Source organism: Rathayibacter sp. Leaf185 (assembly GCF_001423885.1).
Taxonomy (GTDB): Bacteria; Actinomycetota; Actinomycetes; order Actinomycetales; family Microbacteriaceae; genus Rathayibacter.
This window is the reverse complement of sequence record NZ_LMPP01000001.1, coordinates 494,745-513,463: the sequence shown is the minus strand read 5'-3', so window position 1 is coordinate 513,463 and position 18,719 is coordinate 494,745. Positions and strand designations below refer to the sequence as shown.

Here is an 18,719-nt window from a genome sequence, read left to right as displayed (position 1 = left end):
CTGGTCGAGCCCGGGATTCCTCGGGGGGTGGTCCCTACTTCTTCGTCAGCGACGACTCCTTGTGGGCGGCCTTCGCGTCGGTCTTGTCGCTCTGGACGATCCAGTACGGCTCGTCGTCCGAGGCCTTGAACGTCTGGCCCTCGAACTGGAACTCCTTCGTCTTCTTCTCGACCAGCTCGCCGTGGGTCTCGCCCTGCGAGGTGTTCCAGCTGATCTTGTCGCCCTTCTTCATGAGGAGCGTCCCTTCTCGTGGTGGCGCGGATGCGCGTCGGTGGTGTCGCGCGGGAGCGCGATCGTGGTGGTGACGTCGACGATCGCCGGAGTGGCGGGCGCCGATGAGAAGCCGAAGCGCACGGGAGGCGACAGCGGCCGGAGCGGCCCGAGCGCGGCTCCGTCGAGCGACGCATCGACCCCGAGCACCCGGCGGATCGCGCGGACCCCGTAGTACTCGCGGCGGCCGTGGCCCGCCGAGCCCGCGGTGCGCACGCCGCGCACGAGCAGGGAGGCGACGGGCGAGATCGCCGTCAGCCAGGCCGGATGCTCCGCCACGGCTCGCGGCACGACCCTCAGCAGCCGTCCGAGCGGAGTCAGCGCGCCCAGCCGCAGCGTCACCGCGAGCGGGCCTGCCGTGAGCGCGATCCCGCCGTGGATCCGCCGCCAGGCGACCGGCTCGATCCGCACCTCGTCGAACGAGTACGTCGACGCGATGAGGTCCGCGGCCTCCGGGGTGGGCGCGATGAGGAGTCGGTGCCCGGCCGGGTCCTCGATCATCGCGTCGGCGAAGGCCCCCAGCGGAGTCGTCTCCCACATCCCCAGCACCACGCGGGTGCCCGAGGCCGTGCCGAACCCCGCGATGCGCCCGCTGAAGCGGAGGCGCCGCGGGGTCCGGCCCGGCATCACGCGGCCGAGCGCAGCAGCGTGAACGAGCCGTCGCGCACGATGAGCGTGGTGACCTCGCCCTCGACGACCTGGCCGGGGTCGCTCGAGGAGGCGAGCACCCACTCCGCACCGGGTGCCTTCGGAACCGTGAACTCGACTCCGTTCTCGGCCGCGTTCATCAGCAGGGCGAACGAGTCGCTGCCCTCGTGGGTGAACACGAACGTGATCGAGCGTGCGTCGGGGTTGTCCCAGTCCTCGTCGGCGAAGCCCTCCGCGTCGGAGCGGAGGATGTCGACGATGTCGGGCCCGCCGTCGCCGGGGGCGCGGCGGAACCACTTCGGGCGCAGCGCCGGCTCGGCCCTGCGCAGGGCGATCAGCTCGCGGGTGAAGGCGAGCAGCTCGCGGTCCGCGTTCTCCCAGTCGAACCACGAGATCTCGTCGTCCTGGCAGTAGGCGTTGTTGTTGCCGCCCTGGGTGCGGGCGATCTCGTCGCCGCCGAGGATCATCGGGACGCCGGCCGACAGCAGCAGGGTCGCGAGGAAGTTCCGGCGCATGCGCGCGCGGCGCTCGTTGACCGCCTCGTTCTCGGTGGGCCCCTCCGCGCCGTTGTTGGAGGAGCGGTTGTCGCTCTCGCCGTCGTTGTTGTCCTCGCCGTTGGCCGCGTTGTGCTTGCGCGAGTAGGCGGTGAGGTCGGCGAGGGTGAAGCCGTCGTGCGCGGTGACGAAGTTGACGCTCGAGACGGGGGAGCGCTTGTCGGCCTCGTAGACATCGGGCGAGCCGAGGATCCGCTGCGCCGTCGTGCCGAGCACCGAGTCGGCGCCGTGCCAGAAGTCGCGCACGTCGTCGCGGAACTTGCCGTTCCACTCCGACCAGTCGGCCGGGAAGCCGCCGACCTGGTAGCCGGCGGTGTCCCACGGCTCCGCGATCATCTTGACGGGGGCGAGCACCGGGTCCTGGGCGATGAGGTCGAGGAACGCGCTGTGCACCTCGGCCTCGCCGGTCTGGCGCGTGAGCGTGGTGGCGAGGTCGAAGCGGAAGCCGTCGATGTGCATCTCGGTGACCCAGTAGCGCAGCGAGTCCATGATCAGGCCGAGTGCTGCGGGGTGCGCGACGTTGAGGCTGTTGCCGGTGCCGGTGGTGTCGAAGTAGTTGGCGCGGTCGTCCTCGACGAGGCGGTAGTACGAGCCGTTGTCGATGCCCTTGAACGAGAGGGTCGGTCCCTTGTCGTTGCCCTCGGCGGTGTGGTTGTAGACCACGTCGAGGATGACCTCGAGCCCCGCCTCGTGGAACGCCTTCACCATCGCCTTGAACTCGTCGACCTGCGAGCCGTCGTCGCCGGCGTGCGAGTACTCGTTGTGGGGTGCGAAGAAGCCGAGGGAGTTGTAGCCCCAGTAGTTGCGCAGGCCCTTCTCCTCGAGGTGCGAGTCCTGCACGAACTGGTGCACGGGCAGCAGCTCGACCGAGGTCACACCGAGGTCGGTGAAGTGCTTGATCGCGGCGGGGTGACCGAGCGCGCGGTAGGTGCCGCGGATGTCCTCGGGGATGTCGGGGTGCAGCTGGGTGAACCCCTTCACGTGCACCTCGTAGACCACGGTCTCCTCGAGCGGGATGCGCGGCGCGACGTCGCCGCTCCAGTCGAAGGAGGCGGGGTCGGTGACGACGCACCGCGGCACGGATGCGGCGTCGTCGGCGTCGTTGCGCGTGTCGGCGTCCTCGTAGAACTGCCCGAAGACGTCCTCGGACCAGCTGTACGAGCCCTCGATCGCGGTCGCGTGCGGGTCGAGGAGGAGCTTGGCGGCGTTGTGGCGGAGGCCGTTCGCCGGGTCCCAGGGGCCGTCGACGCGCAGGCCGTAGCGGGTGCCGACGGTCATCCCGGGGACGATGCCGTGGAACACGTGGCCGGTGCGCTCCGCGAGGGCGACGCGGGTCTCGGCTCCGGACTCGTCGAAGAGGCAGACCTCGACGCTGTCCGCGGTCTCGGAGTAGAGGGCGACGTTGGCGCCGTCGTCTCCGCGGAGGGAGACGCCGAGCGGATAGGGGAAGGAACGGGGAGTTGCGGGCATGCGACCATCCTGACCGGAGGCCTCCGGCCGCTTCTCGTCCTTGCCCGCCCGGCTCGCACCCGGTACTCTCGCTGCCCCTCTTTCCTCGCCGCCGGACTGGCGCTGCAGCGCCGGTCGGGCATATAGTCAGCCGGCTGACTAAATAAGAGGAGAAGCGGATGCGCAACCGCAAGTGGATCGGGCTGGTCGTCATCAGCCTCGGCGTGGCGACGATCATCGTCGACTCGACCATCGTGAACGTGGCGATCCCGTCGATCGTCGCCGACCTCGGCATCACCTCGACCCAGGTGCAGTGGGTGCAGGAGTCGTACACCCTCGTGTTCGCCGCGCTCCTGCTCGCATTCGGCACGCTCGCCGACCGCTGGGGCCGCCGCCGGATGCTCGTGATCGGCATCTCGCTCTTCGCCCTGTCCTCGATCGCGGCGGCGCTCGCTCCGACCGGCGATCTGCTGATCCTCTCGCGGGTCGTGCAGGGCGTCGGCGGCGCGATGGTGCTGCCGACCACGCTCTCTCTGATCAACGCCACCTTCCGCGGGCGCGAGCGCGCCGTCGCCTTCGCCGTCTGGGGGTCGACGATCGGAGGCATGACCGCCGTCGGTCCGCTGCTCGGCGGCTGGCTCACCACCGACTTCTCGTGGCGCTGGGCGTTCGGCATCAACATCCCGCTCGGCATCGTCATCGTCGTCGGCGCGCTGGTGTTCGTCGACGAGTCGAAGCAGGCCGACGGCCGCCGGGTGGATCTCGTGGGCGCCCTGCTGTCGGTGGTCGCCTCCGCCTCGCTCGTCTTCGCGCTGATCGAGGGCCGATCCCTCGGCTGGTGGGGCGTCGATGAGCGCCTCTCGGCGGGCGGCTGGACCTGGCCGATCGACCTCTCGCCCGTGCCGATCGCCTTCGCCGTCGCCGTTCTGGCCGGAGTCGCGTTCGTGCTCTGGGCGCGGGCGCGTGAGCGGGCGGGCCGGTCGGCGATGCTCGCGCTCGAGCTCTTCCGGCTGCCGTCGTTCCGCAACGGCAACCTCGCCGCGATGATCGTCTCGCTCGGCGAGTTCGGCATCATCCTCGCCCTGCCGATCTGGCTGCAGAACGTGCTCGGCTACTCGGCGGTGCAGACGGGGCTGGTGCTGATCGCGCTCGCGCTCGGCTCGTTCGTCGCCTCCGGGTTCGCGGGCGCCTACGGCAACAAGGTCTCGCCGGTGCTGATCGTGCGGGTGGGCCTCGCGGCCGAGATCGTCGGAGTCGCCGGCATCGGAGTCGTGATCTCGGACTCGACGCCGTGGTGGGCTCTCGTGCCGTTCCTCGCGGTCTACGGCTTCGGCGTCGGGCTGGCGACGGCGCAGCTGACCGGAGTGGTGCTGCGCGACGTGCCGGTCGAGCGGAGCGGCCAGGGCTCGGGCACCCAGTCGACCGCGCGCCAGATCGGCTCGGCGCTCGGCATCGCGGTGCTCGGCACGGTCCTCTACACCTCGACCGCGGGAGTCCTGACGGCCTCGCTCGAGGAGCAGGGGCTGCCCGCGGCGCAGGTCTCGAGCACGGTCGATGCCGTCGTCGACTCGTCCGGCGCCGCGATCGCGGGGCTCGCCGCGTCCGATGCGACCGCCGACATCGCCCGGGCCGCCGAGGAGGCGTTCTCGAGCGGCACCCGCTACGCCGCCTTCGCGGCCGCGGGCTTCCTCGCGATCGGGTTCCTCGCGACCCTCTCGCTCGGCAGCGGGCGACCGCCGGAGGAGGTGGCGGAGGCCGGGCCGGCGGAGGTCAGGCCAGAGGAGCCGTATCGTCGGCCGTGAACACGATCTTCCCGTGGGTGCGATCGGTCCCGGCCGATCGCCGGGCGAGCACGTCGACGACCTCGTCGAGCGGATGCACGGCACCGACCTCGGGCCGGAGGTCACCGGAGGCGGCCAGCGCGACCGCGCGTCGGATCCGCTCGGCGCTCGCCGTGACGATCAGGTTCTGCACCCGCGGGCGGTCGCGGAGGACGACGCCCGCGGCCTGGGCGCCCAGGGCCGCTCCGCTGGGCACGAGAGTCGCGTAGCGACCGCCGTCGGCGAGCAGGATCGCGGCGTCGGAGGCGGGCAGACGGCCGGAGACGTCGATCACCGCATCGAAGCGCCCAGCCAGAACTCCGAGGTCGAGCGCACGGTAGTCGTGCGGCTCGGCGCCGAGAGCGCGCAGCAGGTCGGCGGAGGAGGCGGAACCGGTCGCGGCGACCGCGCAGCCGGCACGCACGAGCAGCTGAACGACGGGATTCCCGATGGCGCCGGAGCCGCCGCCGACGAGCACCCGCTCGCCGGCCCGCACCCGGAGCGCGTCGACGACTCCGATCGCCGTGCCGCCCGACATCGCGAGCGCCACGCCCTGAACGAAGTCGAGGGAGTCGGGCAGCGGGACGAGTGCGCTGCTCTTCGCGAGCGAGGCGTCGGCGAAGGCGTCGCCGTCGCGGGTCATGCCGACCACGCGGTCGCCGATCGCGACGGAGTGGGCGCCCGGGCCGAGAGCCTCCACGGTCCCGGCGACGTCGAGTCCGAAGCCGAACGGGCGGCGGCGTCCGAGCGCCATGATGCGGGCGCTGCCCGAGAGGATCTTCTCGTCGGTCGCGTTGATGCTCGCCGCGCGGGTGCGCACGAGCACCTCGCCGCGACCCGGCATCGGCACAGGGGCGTCGCGCCACGACAGTGCGTCCGGTCCGCCGAACCGTTCGTATCCGAGCCGTCGCATCGTTCTCCCGTCCCCTTGCGCCGTTCTCACGGCCCCGCGACAAGCCTAGGCGGTGCCGCAGGAGCCGGGATCGAGGCCTCTGTCGACCCCTCGGGGAGTGGGCCGCGCCGGTGCTACCGTGCCCCCATGAGCGCAGACACGACCCCCGAGTTCTCCGGCTGGAACGGCGAAGGCCTGAGCGGCGCCGACCCGAGCGGTGCAGGAGCGGCCGATGATGTGCGTCCCGCCGACGCCGAGGTCGAGGAGAGCACGACGCCGGACGAGAGCCGCGACCCGGATCACGGCTACGACCCGATGGCCGAGAGCGGCTCCGAGAACGCGGCGGAGGACGAGGTGACCGACTCCGAGGACGAGGAGGGCCTGCTCGCTCCCGGCAGCACCGCCGAGGGCGCCGGCACGTCTCTCGGCGCGGTCCCGTCGGAGGCGGCCCGGCCGCTGCGGGCAGAGGGGACCGCCGGTCAGCTGGCCGACGAGCGCTGGCGGACCAACGGCGTCGACCCTCTCGGCTGAGATCGCGCGCGGGCGGAGGACCGAGCGCCCTCGAACTCCGCACGCTCGAACTCCGCGTCCAGGAACTACCCCGGTTGCTCGGAGGTGTCCCTCCGGCGGGCCCCGTAGCGTGCCCGGAGCGCGGTCGGCAGGCCGCGCGGACAGGGAGTGCCATGTCGTTGTTCCTGAACCGCACCCGGGAGGTCCGCTGGACCCCGGACGAGCGTCGGGCCCTCGCCGAGGCCGTCGCCGAGGACCGTGCCGAGCTCTGGCGGGCTGTCGGCGACCTCGATCGCACCGTCGTCGTCTCCACCGAGGACCCGGGCGTCCGCGGCGGAGCGCGCTGGCCCACCGATCACCGCGCGTTCCTGCGCGTCGACCGCGGCGCCTCCGTCGTGCTCGCGACCGACGGCCTGAGCGACCCGTTCGACCGTCTCGCCAGCCCCGGCACCGGGCTCGGGCTGGAGCTGTGCCTCGAGACCTCCGCGCTCCGGGGGGTGCCCACTGCCGAGCTCTGGAACCACTGGCAGTTCCGGCTGCTCTACGAGTCCGCGCGCCTCGCCGCCTTGCAGGGCGTGTGCTGCCGTACCGGGATCGTGACGAGCCGCCTGACCGGCGTGGCCGCGCCCGCCTCCTGGGCCGACGAGCACGGGGCCGTCGGCGTGCTGCTCGGGCTGCGCAGTGCCGGCCTCCCCGAGCGGATGGACCTCGCGACCGGCCAGGCCGAGCTCGTGACGCTCACTCCGCTGTGGCCGGAGGAGTTCGCCTGGGCGAGCGTCGACGCAGCGGCTCGCGCCGAGATCGCCGCTCGCCTCCGCGCCCTGCCGCACGACGAGCTCGTGCACACCGCCCGACCGCGCGTGGTCTGAGCCGGAGGGGTCAGTCGCCCTCGGGCTCCGGGCCGACGATCATCTCGCCGGTGTTGTTCGCGACGGTGACGAACTGGTCGATCCACACGCGGTTGAGCGCCGGGCGCCTGCCCGCGTGGAAGCGGAAGTGCAGCGGTGTCGTCGGATGGATCCAGATCGAGCTGCGGCCGAATCCGGTCGACTCGGGCTCGGCCCACGAGAGGCTGAACGACTCGTTGCGGCGCATCTTGGTGAACATCGCCACCTTGAGGTGTGCGAGCAGTCGATCGTCGAAGTCGATCTCGAGTGATTGCGGCCCGTAGATCAGTCGTCCCATGGCTCCGAGCCTACCGATCCGTGGAGCCTGCCGATCCGTGTGCACGGCGCAGGAACGACGAACGCCCCGCCGGCCGGATCCTGGGATCACGGCCGACGGGGCGCCGGCTGAGTTCGGAAGAACTCTGAGTTCGAAGAACTCGGAAGTCGGAGATTACTCGCCGACGCCGCGGATGTTCGCGGCCTGCGGGCCCTTGCGGCCCTGCTCGACGTCGTACTCGACGTGCTGGTTCTCGACGAGCTCGCGGTAGCCCTGCTTCGCGATGGCGGAGAAGTGCGCGAACACGTCGGCGCCTCCGTCGTCGGGAGCGATGAAGCCGAAGCCCTTTTCGGAGTTGAACCACTTAACGGTGCCAGTAGGCATGTCTTTTCCTTACGTGATGGTGACGCGGCCGGGGCCGACGTCTTCTATATTCCGCACGAGTGTGCGGTACCCGACCGGCTCCGCCCCTGCGCCGGTGAGCGCTGCGCGGATGAATCACGCGTCGGGAGGGAGTCGTCCGGGTCGTTGTGGGGGCGGAGGATGCTGTTCTGCACGAGAACGGCAGCTCTGCGGGGGAGAACGTCCCGCGAGCCGACGGAGTCGGTGGGGCGGGGGTCGAACGAGGAACGGCGCGGCTTCCGCGGCGTCCTGTGAAGGGCGGTACCCGCGGGCGAGGCGGGCGTTCGAACCGTGCGATCGGGGGCCGAACCGAGGCCGGAACCGGTGAGGGTGGGGCCGTCGAGCTCTGCGCCAGTGATCGTGGCGGTCTCTATCAGGGGCTGAGTCTCTTCGTCGTGGTGCGACTTCTCAGCCGTGGAATTCGGGCGAGTGCCCAGGAGATGCCTCCACCCTACGGGATGGGACGCACCGAATGCGACCGTCGGCCGTAACACAGCGGGTGCCGGTGTGTCACGATGATCCCCCGTCCACCGCCTCCCGGGCCGCCGCGTCCCGGGAGCCTCCTCCGCCGAGGTCGCCGTTGCCCGCTCCGAGGACCCTCGGCCGCTCCTCCCAGGACGTCCTCCGCAGGGAGCAGTCCGACGTCGGGATCGTCTGCGCCCGGCTCGCCGGCGGCGTCTTCACCGCCGCCTCGGCGCTGCACCTGCTCACCCTCGACCCGGCGGGTCTCCTGGCCGCGCTGCCGGTGCTCCTCCTGCTCTCGGTCGCGGCCGTCGTCCTCCTCGTCGGCCGCCGGTCGGGTCCGGGCGGCGGGGTCGCCGTGATCGTCGGCACCGCTCTCGGCGTCGCGGGGCTCGCCGCCTCGCTTGCCCCGGGGGTCGACGGGCGCATCCCCGCGGTGATCGGGGGAGTCACGATGATCGCGTCGATGGCGATCCCCTCGGCGCTCTTCGCGATCGGCACGGCCAGGCGTCTCCCCGTGATCGCCCTCGCCGGTGTGGTCCCCACCCTCGCCTTCGCTCTCGCGGCCACGTGGGAGTCGGGGCGCGCCTTCTTCGTCGCCCTCTCGGTGGTGGTCTGCTGGGCGGTGCTCACCGCCGCGGCGCGCTGGCTGGCAGCCAGCGTCGAGCGCGCGCATGTCGGCACGGCCCGGCTGCGGACCGCGCACGCCGCCGAGCGGCGCTCCAGCGAGAGCGAGGCCCGCCGCCGCTACGACGCGCGCCTGCTGCACGACACCATCCTCGGCACTCTCACGCTGGTCGCCCACCGCGGCGAGGGCGTGGCTGCCGACACCGTCCAGGCGCAGGCCGCCGCCGACCTCGGGCTGCTGCGGCGCCTCGGCCGGCCGGGCGCCGAGGAGGTGCGGCCGGTCGACTCCGACCCCGTGCCCCTGCCCGCCGCGTTCGCCGCGCTCGAGAGGCGCTTCGAGGCGGTCGGTCTCGAGATCGCCTGGCACACGACGAGAGCGGTCGGACCCGCCGACGACGCGCTCGCCGCTTCCGCCCTCGACGCCCTGGTGCGCGCGACGGGGGAGTGCCTCGAGAACGTGCGGAGGCACTCCGGCGTCCTCGCCGTCGACGTGACGGTCGCCGAGGACCCGGAGACGGTCCGCGTCGCCGTCTCGGACGCCGGGAGGGGCTTCTCGCCCGACGAGGTTCCCGCCGGCCGGCTCGGGCTCGCGGAGTCGGTCGTCGCCCGCCTCGAGGCCGTCGGCGGCGACGTCCGCGTGTTCTCCGCCCCGGGTGCGGGGACGACCGTCCTGATGAGCGTGCCGCGATGAGCCGGCGCGAGGACGCGGTCGGGGAGGGGACGCTCCTCGAGCTCGTCCGTGCCGCCGAGACGGGCTCGCGGACGCTGGAGTCTGTCCGGCACCGGATCACGCGGACTCATCGACTCAGCGCCAGCTACCTCGGCCTCGGCTTCGTCGGGATGGCGGTGCTCATCGTGATCCGCGGTCTCGCGTCGTTCCTCTGGGCTCTCAGCACGCACTCGGCGACCTGGCTGAGCGGCGCCGCGTGGCTCGTCGTGATCGCCGGGCTCGTGGCCGGAGTCGCAGTCGCGCTGCTCCACCGCGGCGAGCTGCCGAGGGGGGTCCTCGCCGCCGTCCTCGTGGTCGACACCGTCGCGCTGCTCCTCGAGTTCTCCGACTTCGGCCTGACGGACCCGTCGCGGTCGTACTACCCGAGCGTCTGCGTGGGCATCGGGGCGACCCTGATGGCGCTGATCTCGTTCCAGCCGCTCTCGCGCACCTGGGGGGCGGTCGGCCTTCTGGTGGGGCTGAGCGCGCTCGGCATGCTCGTGCAGGCACTGATCGGCCACCGCGGCCTCGGGCTCAGCGTCACCACCATCCTGCTCGCGCTGGCTCCGGTCTTCGTCTGCGTCTCGCTGCTGACGACGCTCGATCGCCACGTCCACCGCTCCCTCGACCGCTCGATCGCCGAGAGCGTGGTCGACGGGCCGGGCACCGGGCCGGGCAGCATCGCCTCCTCCGAGATCTCGAGGGTCGACGCACAGGTCGAGGAGCTGCTCGGCCGGGTGCGCACCGAGCCGCTCGACGCCGCGATGGGCGAGCGAGCGCGGCGTCTCGGCGACGAGCTGCGCACCGCGCTGGCACGCAGCCACGACCAGACCTGGCTGAGCATCGCGATCGAGGAGTCGGCGCATCTCTCGGGAACCGTCTCGCTCGAGGACGACGGGAATCTCGCCGCCGCGTTGAGGCCGCCGGACCGGGCGCGCCTGCTGTCGGTGCTCTGGCTGCTGTCGGCACCGTCGATCGCGTCGAGGACGCCCTCGATCGCGCTCACGCTCTCGTCGGGCCGGGAGCCCCGCGCGGTGTCCCTCGTTCTGGAGGCAGAGGGAGTGCGGTCGCGCGACCTCGACGCGGCGATCTGGGGCATCCTGAGCGAGCTGGGCGACTACAGGGTCACCGCAGTCGGCGTGCGCACGACGCTCCGCCTCGACCACACCGCCGCACGGAGGCCCTCGACATGAGTCACGCGGAGACCGGCGACCTCCCCGCCGAGGAGCTCGCCGTGGCGATCCTCGACGACCACCCGATCCTGCTCCGGGCGCTGACCGAGTGGGTGAACCGCTCCGGATCGAGCATCCGCGTCGTCGCGACCGCGAGCCGCTGGATCGATCTGCTCGCCCATCCCGCGTTCCCCACCGACGTGGTCCTGCTCGACGTCGACCTCGGAGACGATCTCGACCTCGCCATGAAGATCCGGACCCTCACCGCGGCCGGCGCCGCGACGATCATCATCAGCACCCACTCGCGGCCCGAGACGGTCGCGCGCGCGCTCGAGGCCGGCGCGTGCGGCTACCTGGTCAAGAGCGAGCCGACGGAGGTGATCATCGACGCGATCCGCACCGCTGCGGCGGGAGGGCGGGTACCGAGCGCCGAGGCGCAGGCGAGCGGCGCCACCGCCTCGCTCAGCGCCCGGGAGCGGCGGATCGTCGGCCTCTTCGTCGAGGGGATGTCGCTCAAGCAGGTCGCGAGCTCCCTCGGGATCACTCAGGACGCCGCGCGCAGCTCGCTCCGGAGCGCTCGCGCCAAGTACCGGGCCGACGGCAGGAGCGTCAGCACGAAGATCGCGCTGCGCGCCGAGGCGCGGCGGGACGGCATCATCGGGCGGCACTGACGGCGGGTCGGCGTTCGCGGGTCGGCGCTCGCGGATCTGTGCTCGAGGATCGGTGCTCGAGGCGGGAAGAGGACAGGGCAGGTCTCCGGCCGGAGGGCCTGTGCGGCGTATCGGGTCCGTCGCAGAGGCGATACTGCCACCTCGTCGCCCCCACTCGGAGGGCTTGGCATTAACGGGGGTCATGACCCCCGTGCGGTGGACACACGGATCGGCTGTCGCAGGGCCGTCAGGGTCCGCCGGATCAGGCCGGAGCACCCTCGCCGTCGGTCGCGTACTCCATCGTCCAGCGGTACTGCACCTGGTCGGCGACCGCTCTCGAGGTGTCGACGGTGATCTGCTGGTCGGTCCGGGTGCGCAGGTACCGGCCTCCGGTGTCGACCCGGAAGCCCGATCCGTACTCGCTCGCGAGGTAGCCGCGGATGCCGATCGAGCCCTCCATGTACCCCGTGTACGTCACGCGCAGCCGGGTCCCCTCCTGCGCATAGCTCCAGACGCCCGCCTCGTCGTCCTCGCCGACGATCGGACCGAACGCGGACAGCGTCGCGATGATCGTGTCGGTCGCGCGCGACGGCGAGATGAGCAGCGAGACGGTCCCCGTGTAGTCGACTCCCGCGGTCTCGATGAAGGCGATGGTCATGTCGGAGCTCTGCCCGATCGCCAGCTCGGTGTCGTAGGGGTACCAGTTGCCCTCGATGGTCGAGAGGCCGGTGGAGGCCGCGGCGGCCGGAGTCGCGAGGGCGACCACGACGACGGGCGAGGACCACACCGCTCCCCGCAGGAGGGTGCGGCGAGCCGGTCCGGGCTCGGCGTGCGCTGCCGCGCCGGGGGTCGTGGTCATGAGGCGTCCGTCCGATCGGTGCGGGAGCAGCGGAGTCTGACCGCCGCCTCACACTGACAGCCGGACCGCCCGACCGACGTCGTTCGGCATCAACGGGGGGTCAGACGCGCTCGGACCGCTTCTGGCGCGCGGGCTCGGCCGGCTGGTCCGGTCCGTTCCAGATCGTGACGATGCCCCATGCCACCGCGGCGATCGGCACGGCGAGCACAGCGCCCACGATGCCGGCGAGCACGGTCCCGACGGTCAGCGCGATCAGCACGATCAGCGGGTGCAGCTTGAGCGAGCGGGCCATCACGACCGGCTGGAGGAAGTTGCCCTCGAGCTGGTTGACCGCGACGACGACGATGATCACGGCGAGGGCGGCGACCGGGCCGTTCGCGACCAGGGCGACGAGCGCCGCCAGGATCCCGGCGGCCGTCGCACCGACGATCGGGATGAAGGCCGTCAGGAAGACGATGACCGCGAGAGGAAGGGCCAGCGGTACCTGGATGATCGCGAGCGCGACTCCGATGCCGATCGCGTCCACTGCGGCGACGGTCGCGGTGCCGCGGATGTAGCCGCCGAGCACGTCGACCGTCTTCGCGCCGACGCGCTTGGCGCGGTCGTAGCTCGAGCCGGTGAAGGGGCGGAGGAGGAACTCCCAGATCTTCGGGCCGTCCTTCATGAAGAAGAAGAGGACGACGATCATCAGCACGAGGCCGGTGACGAAGTTGGCCGCGGCCGCGGCGCCCGCGAGCGCACCGGAGCCGAAGCTGCTCGACGTGAGGAAGTCGACGACGGTCTGGCGGGCGTCCTCGATCTGCTGCTCGTCGATCTGGAACGGCAGGTGCTGCACGTAGTCCTGCAGCGAGCTGATGCCGTCGGAGGCGCTGCTCACCAGCTCGTCCCACTGGTTGCGGACCGCGACGGTGATCAGCCAGGCGACGGCGCCGAGGATCGCGAGGAGGCCGAGCAGCGAGAGCCAGGTCGCGAGGATCGACGGCACGCCCTTCCGGCGCATCCAGGCCAGCACGGGGTGGATCGCGGAGGCGAGGATGATCGCGATCATCACCGGGATCAGCACGATGGTGAGCTGCGTCATCGCGAACACCAGCACGGTCGCGAGAGCCAGGACGATGATCACCTGGAGGCAGCGCAGCGCGAAACGGCCCGCTCCGTCCCGCCACACCGTCGGCGCCGGCGTCGGCTCGGGCCGCTGCTCGCGGTCGGGGGTCGCGGGTGGGACGGTGCGGTCGAAGAAGCCCATGGGGTGACGGTACTGGAGGCGCTGATCGGCTGTTGCGGGTTGACGAGCCGGTGCTTCCGAGCGCGAGCGCGCTGTCCGGCCGATCGTCGTGACGCCGACGTGCGCGGCCGATGTCGCGAAATGTGCGGGATCCGTCGTGCCGGCAACGGATCCCCTCGAAAAACGGCCCCCTTGCGAGGCAGAACGGTGTCGTTCGGGCGAAAGTCATTGCTCTCACGACGGAATGCGCACTATGGTCGCGATATCCATGCAGGTGCATGGGGTGCGGCACCCGAAGCCGCGCTGCAGTTCTGCGCCTGCTCGCGATCGCCTCGGCGGCCGGGAACCCGAAACTCCCGGCCACTCGAGAACACCGCCCGCGTCGAGAACCCGAAGCTCTCACGCACCGCGACCGGGAACCCGAAACTCCCGGTGGCGCCACGGCGGACCCCACCCCCCCCGGAACACCCGCACACCCTGGAGCACCACCCCCATGCCCACGACCCCCCTGCGGGGTGACTCCGGCGCGCACTCCCGCGCGCCGGACGTCTCCGCCGTGCCCTCGGGCACCCCGTCCACCGATCGCCGGTCGATCGTCCGCGCCGCACTCTGGAGTGCTCCCGTGATCGCGATCGCCTTCGCCACTCCGGCCGCTGCCGCCTCAGCGGCACCGACCTCGCCCGCGACCCGGGCGACGTCGACGATCGTCTTCGACACCTGGCAGAACAACGCCCACTGGGACGGATCGGGCCACCGCACCGGCCTCGACACCCGCATCCAGGTGCAGAACCGCTACTGGACGGGCTCGGACTTCGCGGCGGTGAGCGCGCCGGTGACGACGTTGTCGGTACGCGTGCGCTATCCGGCGTCGGCGCGCGTCGGCGCCCGCCCGGTCGCGCTGGCCGGAGACGGCTGGAGCTGGACCGCGGCGACGGCCGACCTCAAGGGCGCGGTGGAGTACGTCTTCACCTGGTCGGGAGGGGCGCTCGCGGCCTCGCGCTCGACCCCGGAGCTGACCTACACGCTGAACGCCGACGTCCCCGGCCAGGTGCAGCTGTCGGCGTCGGCGTCCGCTCCGAACGCCGACCCGGTCGCCGCGCCCTCCTGGGGCGACACCGCCTACTGATCCGCGTCGCGGGGAACCTCTCCCCGCACTCACGCAGCGCGCGTGCAGCGCTTGTCAGCCGGCTGTGCCGCTAGGCCGGGACGCGCACCGTGAGCCCGCCGGGCTCGATCCAGGTGCGGAACGCCGAGGTAGAGCCGAAGGGGTCGCCGTCGAGCTCGATCTCCTGCGCGCGCTCGAGGCGCACGACGAGGTCGCGGCCCTTCACGTAGCGCAGCGCCGCGACCTCCTTGGTGAGGCCCATCAGCTTCTGGCCGACGACTCCGGTGCGGCGCAGGACGCCGTTCTCCCAGACCACCTTGAAGATGATCTGCACCCAGCCGAAGAACCCCTCGGGGCGCAGCAGCACGATGTCGAACTCTCCGTCGTCGACCGCCGCATCGGGCAGCAGCAGGATGTTCGCCGGCAGCGACCCGCAGTTGCCGACGATGATCGTGTGCGCGCGCACCCTGCGGGTCTTCGCGCCGTCGAGCTTGTAGCGGAACTCGAGCTGGTTCTTGTCGAGCAGCGCCTTCCGCAGCGCGTCGACGTAGGCGAGCCAGCCGGCGCGCTTCTTGAGGTCGTCATCGGTGTTCGCGAGCATCTTCGCGTCGATGCCGAGTCCGGCCATCACGACGTAGGCGCGGCGATCGCGGCCCTTGTCGGTCTCGATGTCGATCATGCCGATGTCGATCGCGCGGTCCGTGCCGCTGAAGGCCACGGTCAGCGCGTTGTCGACGTCGTCGAGCGTGAGGTTGAGATTGCGGGCCAGCAGGTTGCCGGTGCCAGAGGGCAGCAGTGCCAGCGAGGCGTCGGAGCCGCGCAGGGCCTCGGCGACCACGCGGACCGTGCCGTCGCCTCCGGCCGCGATCACCATGTCGGCGCCGGCCTCGAGGGCCTCGCGCGTCTGCCCCGCTCCCGGGTCCTCGACGGAGGTCTCGAACCACAGCGTCTCGTCCCAGCCCGCGGCCTCCTCGGCGCGCGCGACCGCGGCCTTCACGGCCGCGAGGTCGACCTTGACGGGGTTGTAGACCATCGCGGCACGGCGGCGCTCAGACATCCGCGCCGTCCTCGTCCTCGCCGAGGCGGCCCGGGCGCACGGCGGCGTCGTCGCGGATCTCGATGTGCGTGTCGCCCGCATCGGTGGTCGAGACGTCGATGCGGGGAGCGGCATCGGCCTCGGTCGCCTTGGGCGCACTGGTCAACTGGTCTCGGCGATCGTCCGCCGTCTGGTCGCTCATGCCAGGACGGTAGCAGCGCGATCGCGCCGCGCGCTCGGGGTTGCGCCGGGCGCTCAGCGCCCCGTGGAGCGCGCCGCCTCGAGGCCCCAGAGCACCAGCGGGATCTGCAGGGGCAGGCGCAGCAGCGTGATCGCGCGGGTGCGCGGGCGGCGGGCGTCCCGGGCCATCTGCACGTTGGCGGGGAACACGGCGGCCATCAGCGCGGCGGAGGCGAGGCCGCCGGCCACGCGCGTCGGCGGCCAGAGCATCGCGGCCGCGCAGGCGATCTCGGCGACTCCGGAGGCGAGCACCCAGCCCCGCGCAGAACCCGGCATCCCCCTCGGCACGGCCGCGTCGAAGGTGCTCGGGTGCACGAGGTGCACGACGCCCGAGACCGCCATGGCCGAGGCGAGCGCGAGCGGTCCGGCGCCGAGCGGCCCGCGGGTCACCGGTCCTCCGCGCCGCGCTCCAGAGGAGCGACGTGGTCGAGGATCCGCCGCCACTCGCGCACCAGGGCGAGGCGGCCCGTGCCGTCGACGCTCGCGGTCCGCGCGTCGGCGAGCCGTCCGCGGTACCAGCGGCCGTCCTCCGCGCTCGCGACGGGGTCGGCGTCGCCGTGCACGATGAGGGCGGAGGCGGTGACCCGGTCGAGCTCGTCGGCCCACGACCCGTCGCGCAGCGCCGAGAGATCGGTCGCCGCACCGCCCGGACCCTGCCGCCAGCCCTCGCCGAGCATCCGCGTCAGGCGGTTGCGCAGCCCGCCGTGGCTCGTGAGCACGGGATCGTCGGCGTCGACGCCGAGGGCATCGAGGCCGGGGACGCCGTCGGGGAGGCCGCCCGCGATGGCCGCGGCGTCCTCTCCCTCGAGGATCTCGCGGCGCTCCCACGCCTCCGTCGGGCGGACCAGCACACCGGCCTGCGGCGGAGCCGGAGTGCCGACGATCGCGAGCCGGTCGACGAGATCGGGGTGCCGGGCTGCCAGCGAGAGGGCGAAGACGCCTCCCGAGCCCCAGCCCACCACGCCGACGCTGCCGAATCGCGCGCCCTCGACCATCCGCGCGGTGCGCTCCGAGCGGCGCAGGTACTCGGCGAGGTCGTCGGCCCGGTCCTGCACGCTCGCGTGAGCGGTGTCGACCGGATCGGATGCGCCGTAGCCGGGGCGGTCGAGGATCAGCAGGTGCAGACCCCACGGGCCGGTGATCAGCGGATCGGGGTCGAAGCCGCCCGCGCCGGGGGTGGGGTGGCAGAAGACGACGAGCCGGTCCGCGATCGGATCACCGGCCGCCGAGACGCCGATCCCGCGACCGGATCGCAGCTCGAAACGGTGGTTCGCCATGTCGCCTCCCTCGTCGCCGCCGCCGATCGGCGCGACAGCCCCCAGTCAAGCGGAACGCGGCCGCCCCCGAGAGGGCCTTGTGCGCTCGAGTCGCGGTACCCCTCCGACACCCCGGCGTATCGTGACGGCATGACTGATCAACGACCGATCGGATACTGGCTCACTCTCGTCGACCGGCTGATCGAGGAGCGCTTCGCGCGGACACTCGACGAGCACGGCGTCACCCGGATGCAGTGGCAGCTGCTCGAACTGCTCAGGCGCGGCCCCGCCGCGGTGGGCGCGCTCGACCGGGCACTCGCGCCGTTCCTGCCCGCAGCACCCGCGGAGGAGCCGTCGAGCGTCGCCGAGCACCTCGCCGAGCTCGTCGAGAGCGGCTGGGTCGCCGACGAGGGCGACGTCTTCGCCCTCACCGAGCAGGGCGGAGTCGCGACGGCCCGACTCGAAGAAGTGGTCGGCACGGCGCGCACCGCGGTCACCGAGGGCGTGAGCGACGAGGACCACGAGCGGACGGTCGCGACGCTCCGGCGCATCGCCGCGAATCTCGGCTGGGACGACGCGGTCTGACACGCCGCGCTCGCCTCCGCCACCCCCTGCCCCGAGCGGCGACTGCGGAGGAGAGTTGAACGGTCGGCAGGTCGCCGGCCGGAAGGAGAAGGCCACCATGGATCAGAACGAGCGCACCACCGGTGACGACGTCGAGAAGACCGAGGAGCTGCCGGACGGCACCGGGACCGACACCTCCCCGGGTGGCGGCGACACCGACACGGTCTCGGGCGGCGACGCCGACGAGTAGACGCGACGAGCAGACGTGCGGAAGGGCGGGACGCTCTCGTCCCGCCCTTCCGTCGTTCTCAGACCAGCGGTCCGTCGCTCTCGCTCGTGCGGCGCGTGACCTGCTCACCGCTGGCCGGGTCGACGGCCGAGCGGGTGGTCGACACCGCCTGGCGACGCCGGGTCATCAGCACGAGGCCGAGGATCAGGCCGACGACGCCCGCCGCCATCAGGATGTAGCCGATCGTCTTCAGGTCGATCCCGGCGACCTGCACATCGACGGCGAACGCGAGGATCGCGCCGACGACGAGGAGGAAGATTCCTGCTCCGATGCTCATGACGTGCTCCTTCTGCGTGCGCCGGTGTGCGCGCGGGAGGCGAGCATCCGCACCGGCGCTGCCACGGTAGACCCGCGCCCGCACCGCGCGGCAGGCCTTCCGGAGCCGGCCCGCCGCGGTGTAGGGCGGCTCAGCGGTCCGAGATCCGCAGCATCACCCGCGTGCGGTCGCCGCGCGTCACGATCCCCTCGATGAAGAGGAAGACGCGGTACTCGAGCCGGTACTTGCGGGCGAAGATACCGCCGAGGCGCTCGACCGTCTCCTCGTCCGAGACGATGCGGGCCGCGGCCTCGATCACGGGTGCGCCCTCCTTCACCCGGCCGCGGCGGTCGCAGGGCACGAGGGTCACGCGCGGGTCGTTCCTCAGACGCTTGACCTTGCCGCTCCTGCGCGGGGTGGTGACGATCAGCTCGGTGCCGTCGCGGGCGATCCAGACCGGGGTCGACACGCCCGCGCCCGTCCTGCGGAACGTGGTGAGCGAGACGAAGGACTCGTCGCTGAGGGCCTCGAGGGCGGAGGAGAGGGGCATGTCTCGAAGC

23 protein-coding genes are annotated in these 18,719 nt (G+C 72.3%); 9 read left to right on the top strand and 14 right to left on the bottom strand.

Annotated features, from left to right (window positions below; translation table 11 throughout):
- Positions 1–34: 34 nt before the first annotated feature.
- Genes ASG06_RS02590 through glgX form a run of 3 tightly spaced genes read right to left on the bottom strand, consistent with a single transcriptional unit; the run spans position 35 to position 2,942 of the window.
- A complete protein-coding gene (locus ASG06_RS02590; protein WP_056038070.1) occupies positions 35–232 on the bottom strand; it encodes a DUF2945 domain-containing protein in 198 nt (65 codons plus the stop codon).
- Positions 229–897 carry a hypothetical protein gene (locus tag ASG06_RS02585; protein ID WP_056038066.1) on the bottom strand — a complete coding sequence of 223 codons (669 nt, stop codon included), beginning with the start codon at positions 895–897 and terminating at the stop codon, positions 229–231. The genes ASG06_RS02590 and ASG06_RS02585 overlap by 4 nt, the downstream gene beginning before the upstream one ends.
- Entirely contained in the window at positions 897–2,942 is a 2,046-nt protein-coding gene (glgX, locus tag ASG06_RS02580) for a glycogen debranching protein GlgX (RefSeq protein ID WP_056038059.1), read from the bottom strand. The genes ASG06_RS02585 and glgX overlap by 1 nt, the downstream gene beginning before the upstream one ends.
- 158 nt (positions 2,943–3,100) lie before the next feature.
- Between glgX and ASG06_RS02575 the strand changes: the two genes are divergently transcribed.
- Positions 3,101–4,723, top strand: coding sequence for a DHA2 family efflux MFS transporter permease subunit (locus ASG06_RS02575; RefSeq protein WP_056038056.1), 1,623 nt, complete (start codon positions 3,101–3,103; stop codon positions 4,721–4,723).
- Here ASG06_RS02575 and ASG06_RS02570 read toward each other — a convergent pair.
- The gene (locus tag ASG06_RS02570; protein WP_082498885.1) at positions 4,692–5,654 is read right to left on the bottom strand and encodes an NADP-dependent oxidoreductase; all 963 of its coding nucleotides are present in this window, start codon (positions 5,652–5,654) and stop codon (positions 4,692–4,694) included. The genes ASG06_RS02575 and ASG06_RS02570 overlap by 32 nt on opposite strands.
- A 126-nt stretch (positions 5,655–5,780) precedes the next feature.
- Between ASG06_RS02570 and ASG06_RS02565 the strand changes: the two genes are divergently transcribed.
- Both ASG06_RS02565 and ASG06_RS02560 read left to right on the top strand, forming a co-directional pair.
- A complete protein-coding gene (locus ASG06_RS02565) occupies positions 5,781–6,164 on the top strand; it encodes a hypothetical protein (RefSeq protein WP_056038051.1) in 384 nt (127 codons plus the stop codon).
- A 152-nt stretch (positions 6,165–6,316) separates the two neighbouring features.
- Complete coding sequence (locus ASG06_RS02560; protein WP_056038047.1) at positions 6,317–7,012, top strand: hypothetical protein; 696 nt, start codon at positions 6,317–6,319, stop codon at positions 7,010–7,012.
- A 10-nt stretch (positions 7,013–7,022) separates the two neighbouring features.
- Here ASG06_RS02560 and ASG06_RS02555 read toward each other — a convergent pair whose 3' ends face one another.
- Together ASG06_RS02555 and ASG06_RS02550 are read right to left on the bottom strand one after the other, a co-directional pair.
- Entirely contained in the window at positions 7,023–7,328 is a 306-nt protein-coding gene (locus ASG06_RS02555; RefSeq protein ID WP_056038044.1) for a DUF7882 family protein, read from the bottom strand.
- Between the two features lie 153 nt (positions 7,329–7,481).
- Positions 7,482–7,691: a cold-shock protein gene (locus ASG06_RS02550; RefSeq protein WP_055786246.1), complete on the bottom strand. Its 210-nt coding sequence runs from the start codon at positions 7,689–7,691 to the stop codon at positions 7,482–7,484.
- Positions 7,692–8,289: 598 nt separating this feature from the next.
- On the opposite strand from ASG06_RS02550, the gene ASG06_RS02545 reads away from it, so the two are divergent.
- The 3 genes from ASG06_RS02545 to ASG06_RS02535 are packed head-to-tail and all read left to right on the top strand — an operon-like array spanning position 8,290 to position 11,350.
- A complete protein-coding gene (locus ASG06_RS02545; protein WP_056038041.1) occupies positions 8,290–9,489 on the top strand; it encodes a sensor histidine kinase in 1,200 nt (399 codons plus the stop codon).
- Complete coding sequence (locus ASG06_RS02540; protein WP_056038038.1) at positions 9,486–10,700, top strand: hypothetical protein; 1,215 nt, start codon at positions 9,486–9,488, stop codon at positions 10,698–10,700. Before ASG06_RS02545 ends, ASG06_RS02540 begins: the two co-directional genes overlap by 4 nt.
- Positions 10,697–11,350, top strand: a complete 654-nt coding sequence (locus tag ASG06_RS02535) for a response regulator (protein ID WP_056038035.1) — start codon at positions 10,697–10,699, stop codon at positions 11,348–11,350. Before ASG06_RS02540 ends, ASG06_RS02535 begins: the two co-directional genes overlap by 4 nt.
- A gap of 241 nt (positions 11,351–11,591) precedes the next feature.
- Here ASG06_RS02535 and ASG06_RS02530 read toward each other — a convergent pair whose 3' ends face one another.
- Complete coding sequence (locus tag ASG06_RS02530) at positions 11,592–12,188, bottom strand: hypothetical protein (RefSeq protein ID WP_056038033.1); 597 nt, start codon at positions 12,186–12,188, stop codon at positions 11,592–11,594.
- A gap of 100 nt (positions 12,189–12,288) precedes the next feature.
- Positions 12,289–13,434 (bottom strand): AI-2E family transporter, encoded by a 1,146-nt coding sequence (locus ASG06_RS02525; protein WP_056038028.1) that lies wholly within the window; start codon positions 13,432–13,434, stop codon positions 12,289–12,291.
- A gap of 472 nt (positions 13,435–13,906) precedes the next feature.
- On the opposite strand from ASG06_RS02525, the gene ASG06_RS02520 reads away from it, so the two are divergent.
- On the top strand, positions 13,907–14,539 hold the full coding sequence (locus tag ASG06_RS02520; protein ID WP_056038025.1) for a hypothetical protein: 633 nt from the start codon (positions 13,907–13,909) through the stop codon (positions 14,537–14,539).
- A 70-nt stretch (positions 14,540–14,609) separates the two neighbouring features.
- Here ASG06_RS02520 and ASG06_RS02515 read toward each other — a convergent pair whose 3' ends face one another.
- Genes ASG06_RS02515 through ASG06_RS02500 form a run of 4 tightly spaced genes read right to left on the bottom strand, consistent with a single transcriptional unit; the run spans position 14,610 to position 17,071 of the window.
- Positions 14,610–15,575: a diacylglycerol/lipid kinase family protein gene (locus ASG06_RS02515; RefSeq protein WP_056038022.1), complete on the bottom strand. Its 966-nt coding sequence runs from the start codon at positions 15,573–15,575 to the stop codon at positions 14,610–14,612.
- Positions 15,568–15,756 (bottom strand): hypothetical protein, encoded by a 189-nt coding sequence (locus ASG06_RS02510; protein WP_056038020.1) that lies wholly within the window; start codon positions 15,754–15,756, stop codon positions 15,568–15,570. The genes ASG06_RS02515 and ASG06_RS02510 overlap by 8 nt, the downstream gene beginning before the upstream one ends.
- Positions 15,757–15,809: 53 nt before the next feature.
- Positions 15,810–16,184, bottom strand: a complete 375-nt coding sequence (locus ASG06_RS02505; protein ID WP_231727590.1) for a DoxX family protein — start codon at positions 16,182–16,184, stop codon at positions 15,810–15,812.
- Positions 16,181–17,071: an alpha/beta fold hydrolase gene (locus ASG06_RS02500; RefSeq protein WP_056038016.1), complete on the bottom strand. Its 891-nt coding sequence runs from the start codon at positions 17,069–17,071 to the stop codon at positions 16,181–16,183. The genes ASG06_RS02505 and ASG06_RS02500 overlap by 4 nt, the downstream gene beginning before the upstream one ends.
- Positions 17,072–17,200: 129 nt before the next feature.
- Between ASG06_RS02500 and ASG06_RS02495 the strand changes: the two genes are divergently transcribed.
- Both ASG06_RS02495 and ASG06_RS20570 read left to right on the top strand, forming a co-directional pair.
- Entirely contained in the window at positions 17,201–17,635 is a 435-nt protein-coding gene (locus ASG06_RS02495; protein WP_056038012.1) for a MarR family winged helix-turn-helix transcriptional regulator, read from the top strand.
- Positions 17,636–17,732: 97 nt separating this feature from the next.
- Entirely contained in the window at positions 17,733–17,864 is a 132-nt protein-coding gene (locus ASG06_RS20570; RefSeq protein WP_268788306.1) for a hypothetical protein, read from the top strand.
- A gap of 58 nt (positions 17,865–17,922) precedes the next feature.
- Here ASG06_RS20570 and ASG06_RS02490 read toward each other — a convergent pair whose 3' ends face one another.
- Positions 17,923–18,180, bottom strand: a complete 258-nt coding sequence (locus tag ASG06_RS02490; protein WP_056038009.1) for a DUF6458 family protein — start codon at positions 18,178–18,180, stop codon at positions 17,923–17,925.
- Positions 18,181–18,310: 130 nt separating this feature from the next.
- Complete coding sequence (locus tag ASG06_RS02485; protein WP_056038007.1) at positions 18,311–18,709, bottom strand: PPOX class F420-dependent oxidoreductase; 399 nt, start codon at positions 18,707–18,709, stop codon at positions 18,311–18,313.
- Positions 18,710–18,719: the final 10 nt, after the last annotated feature.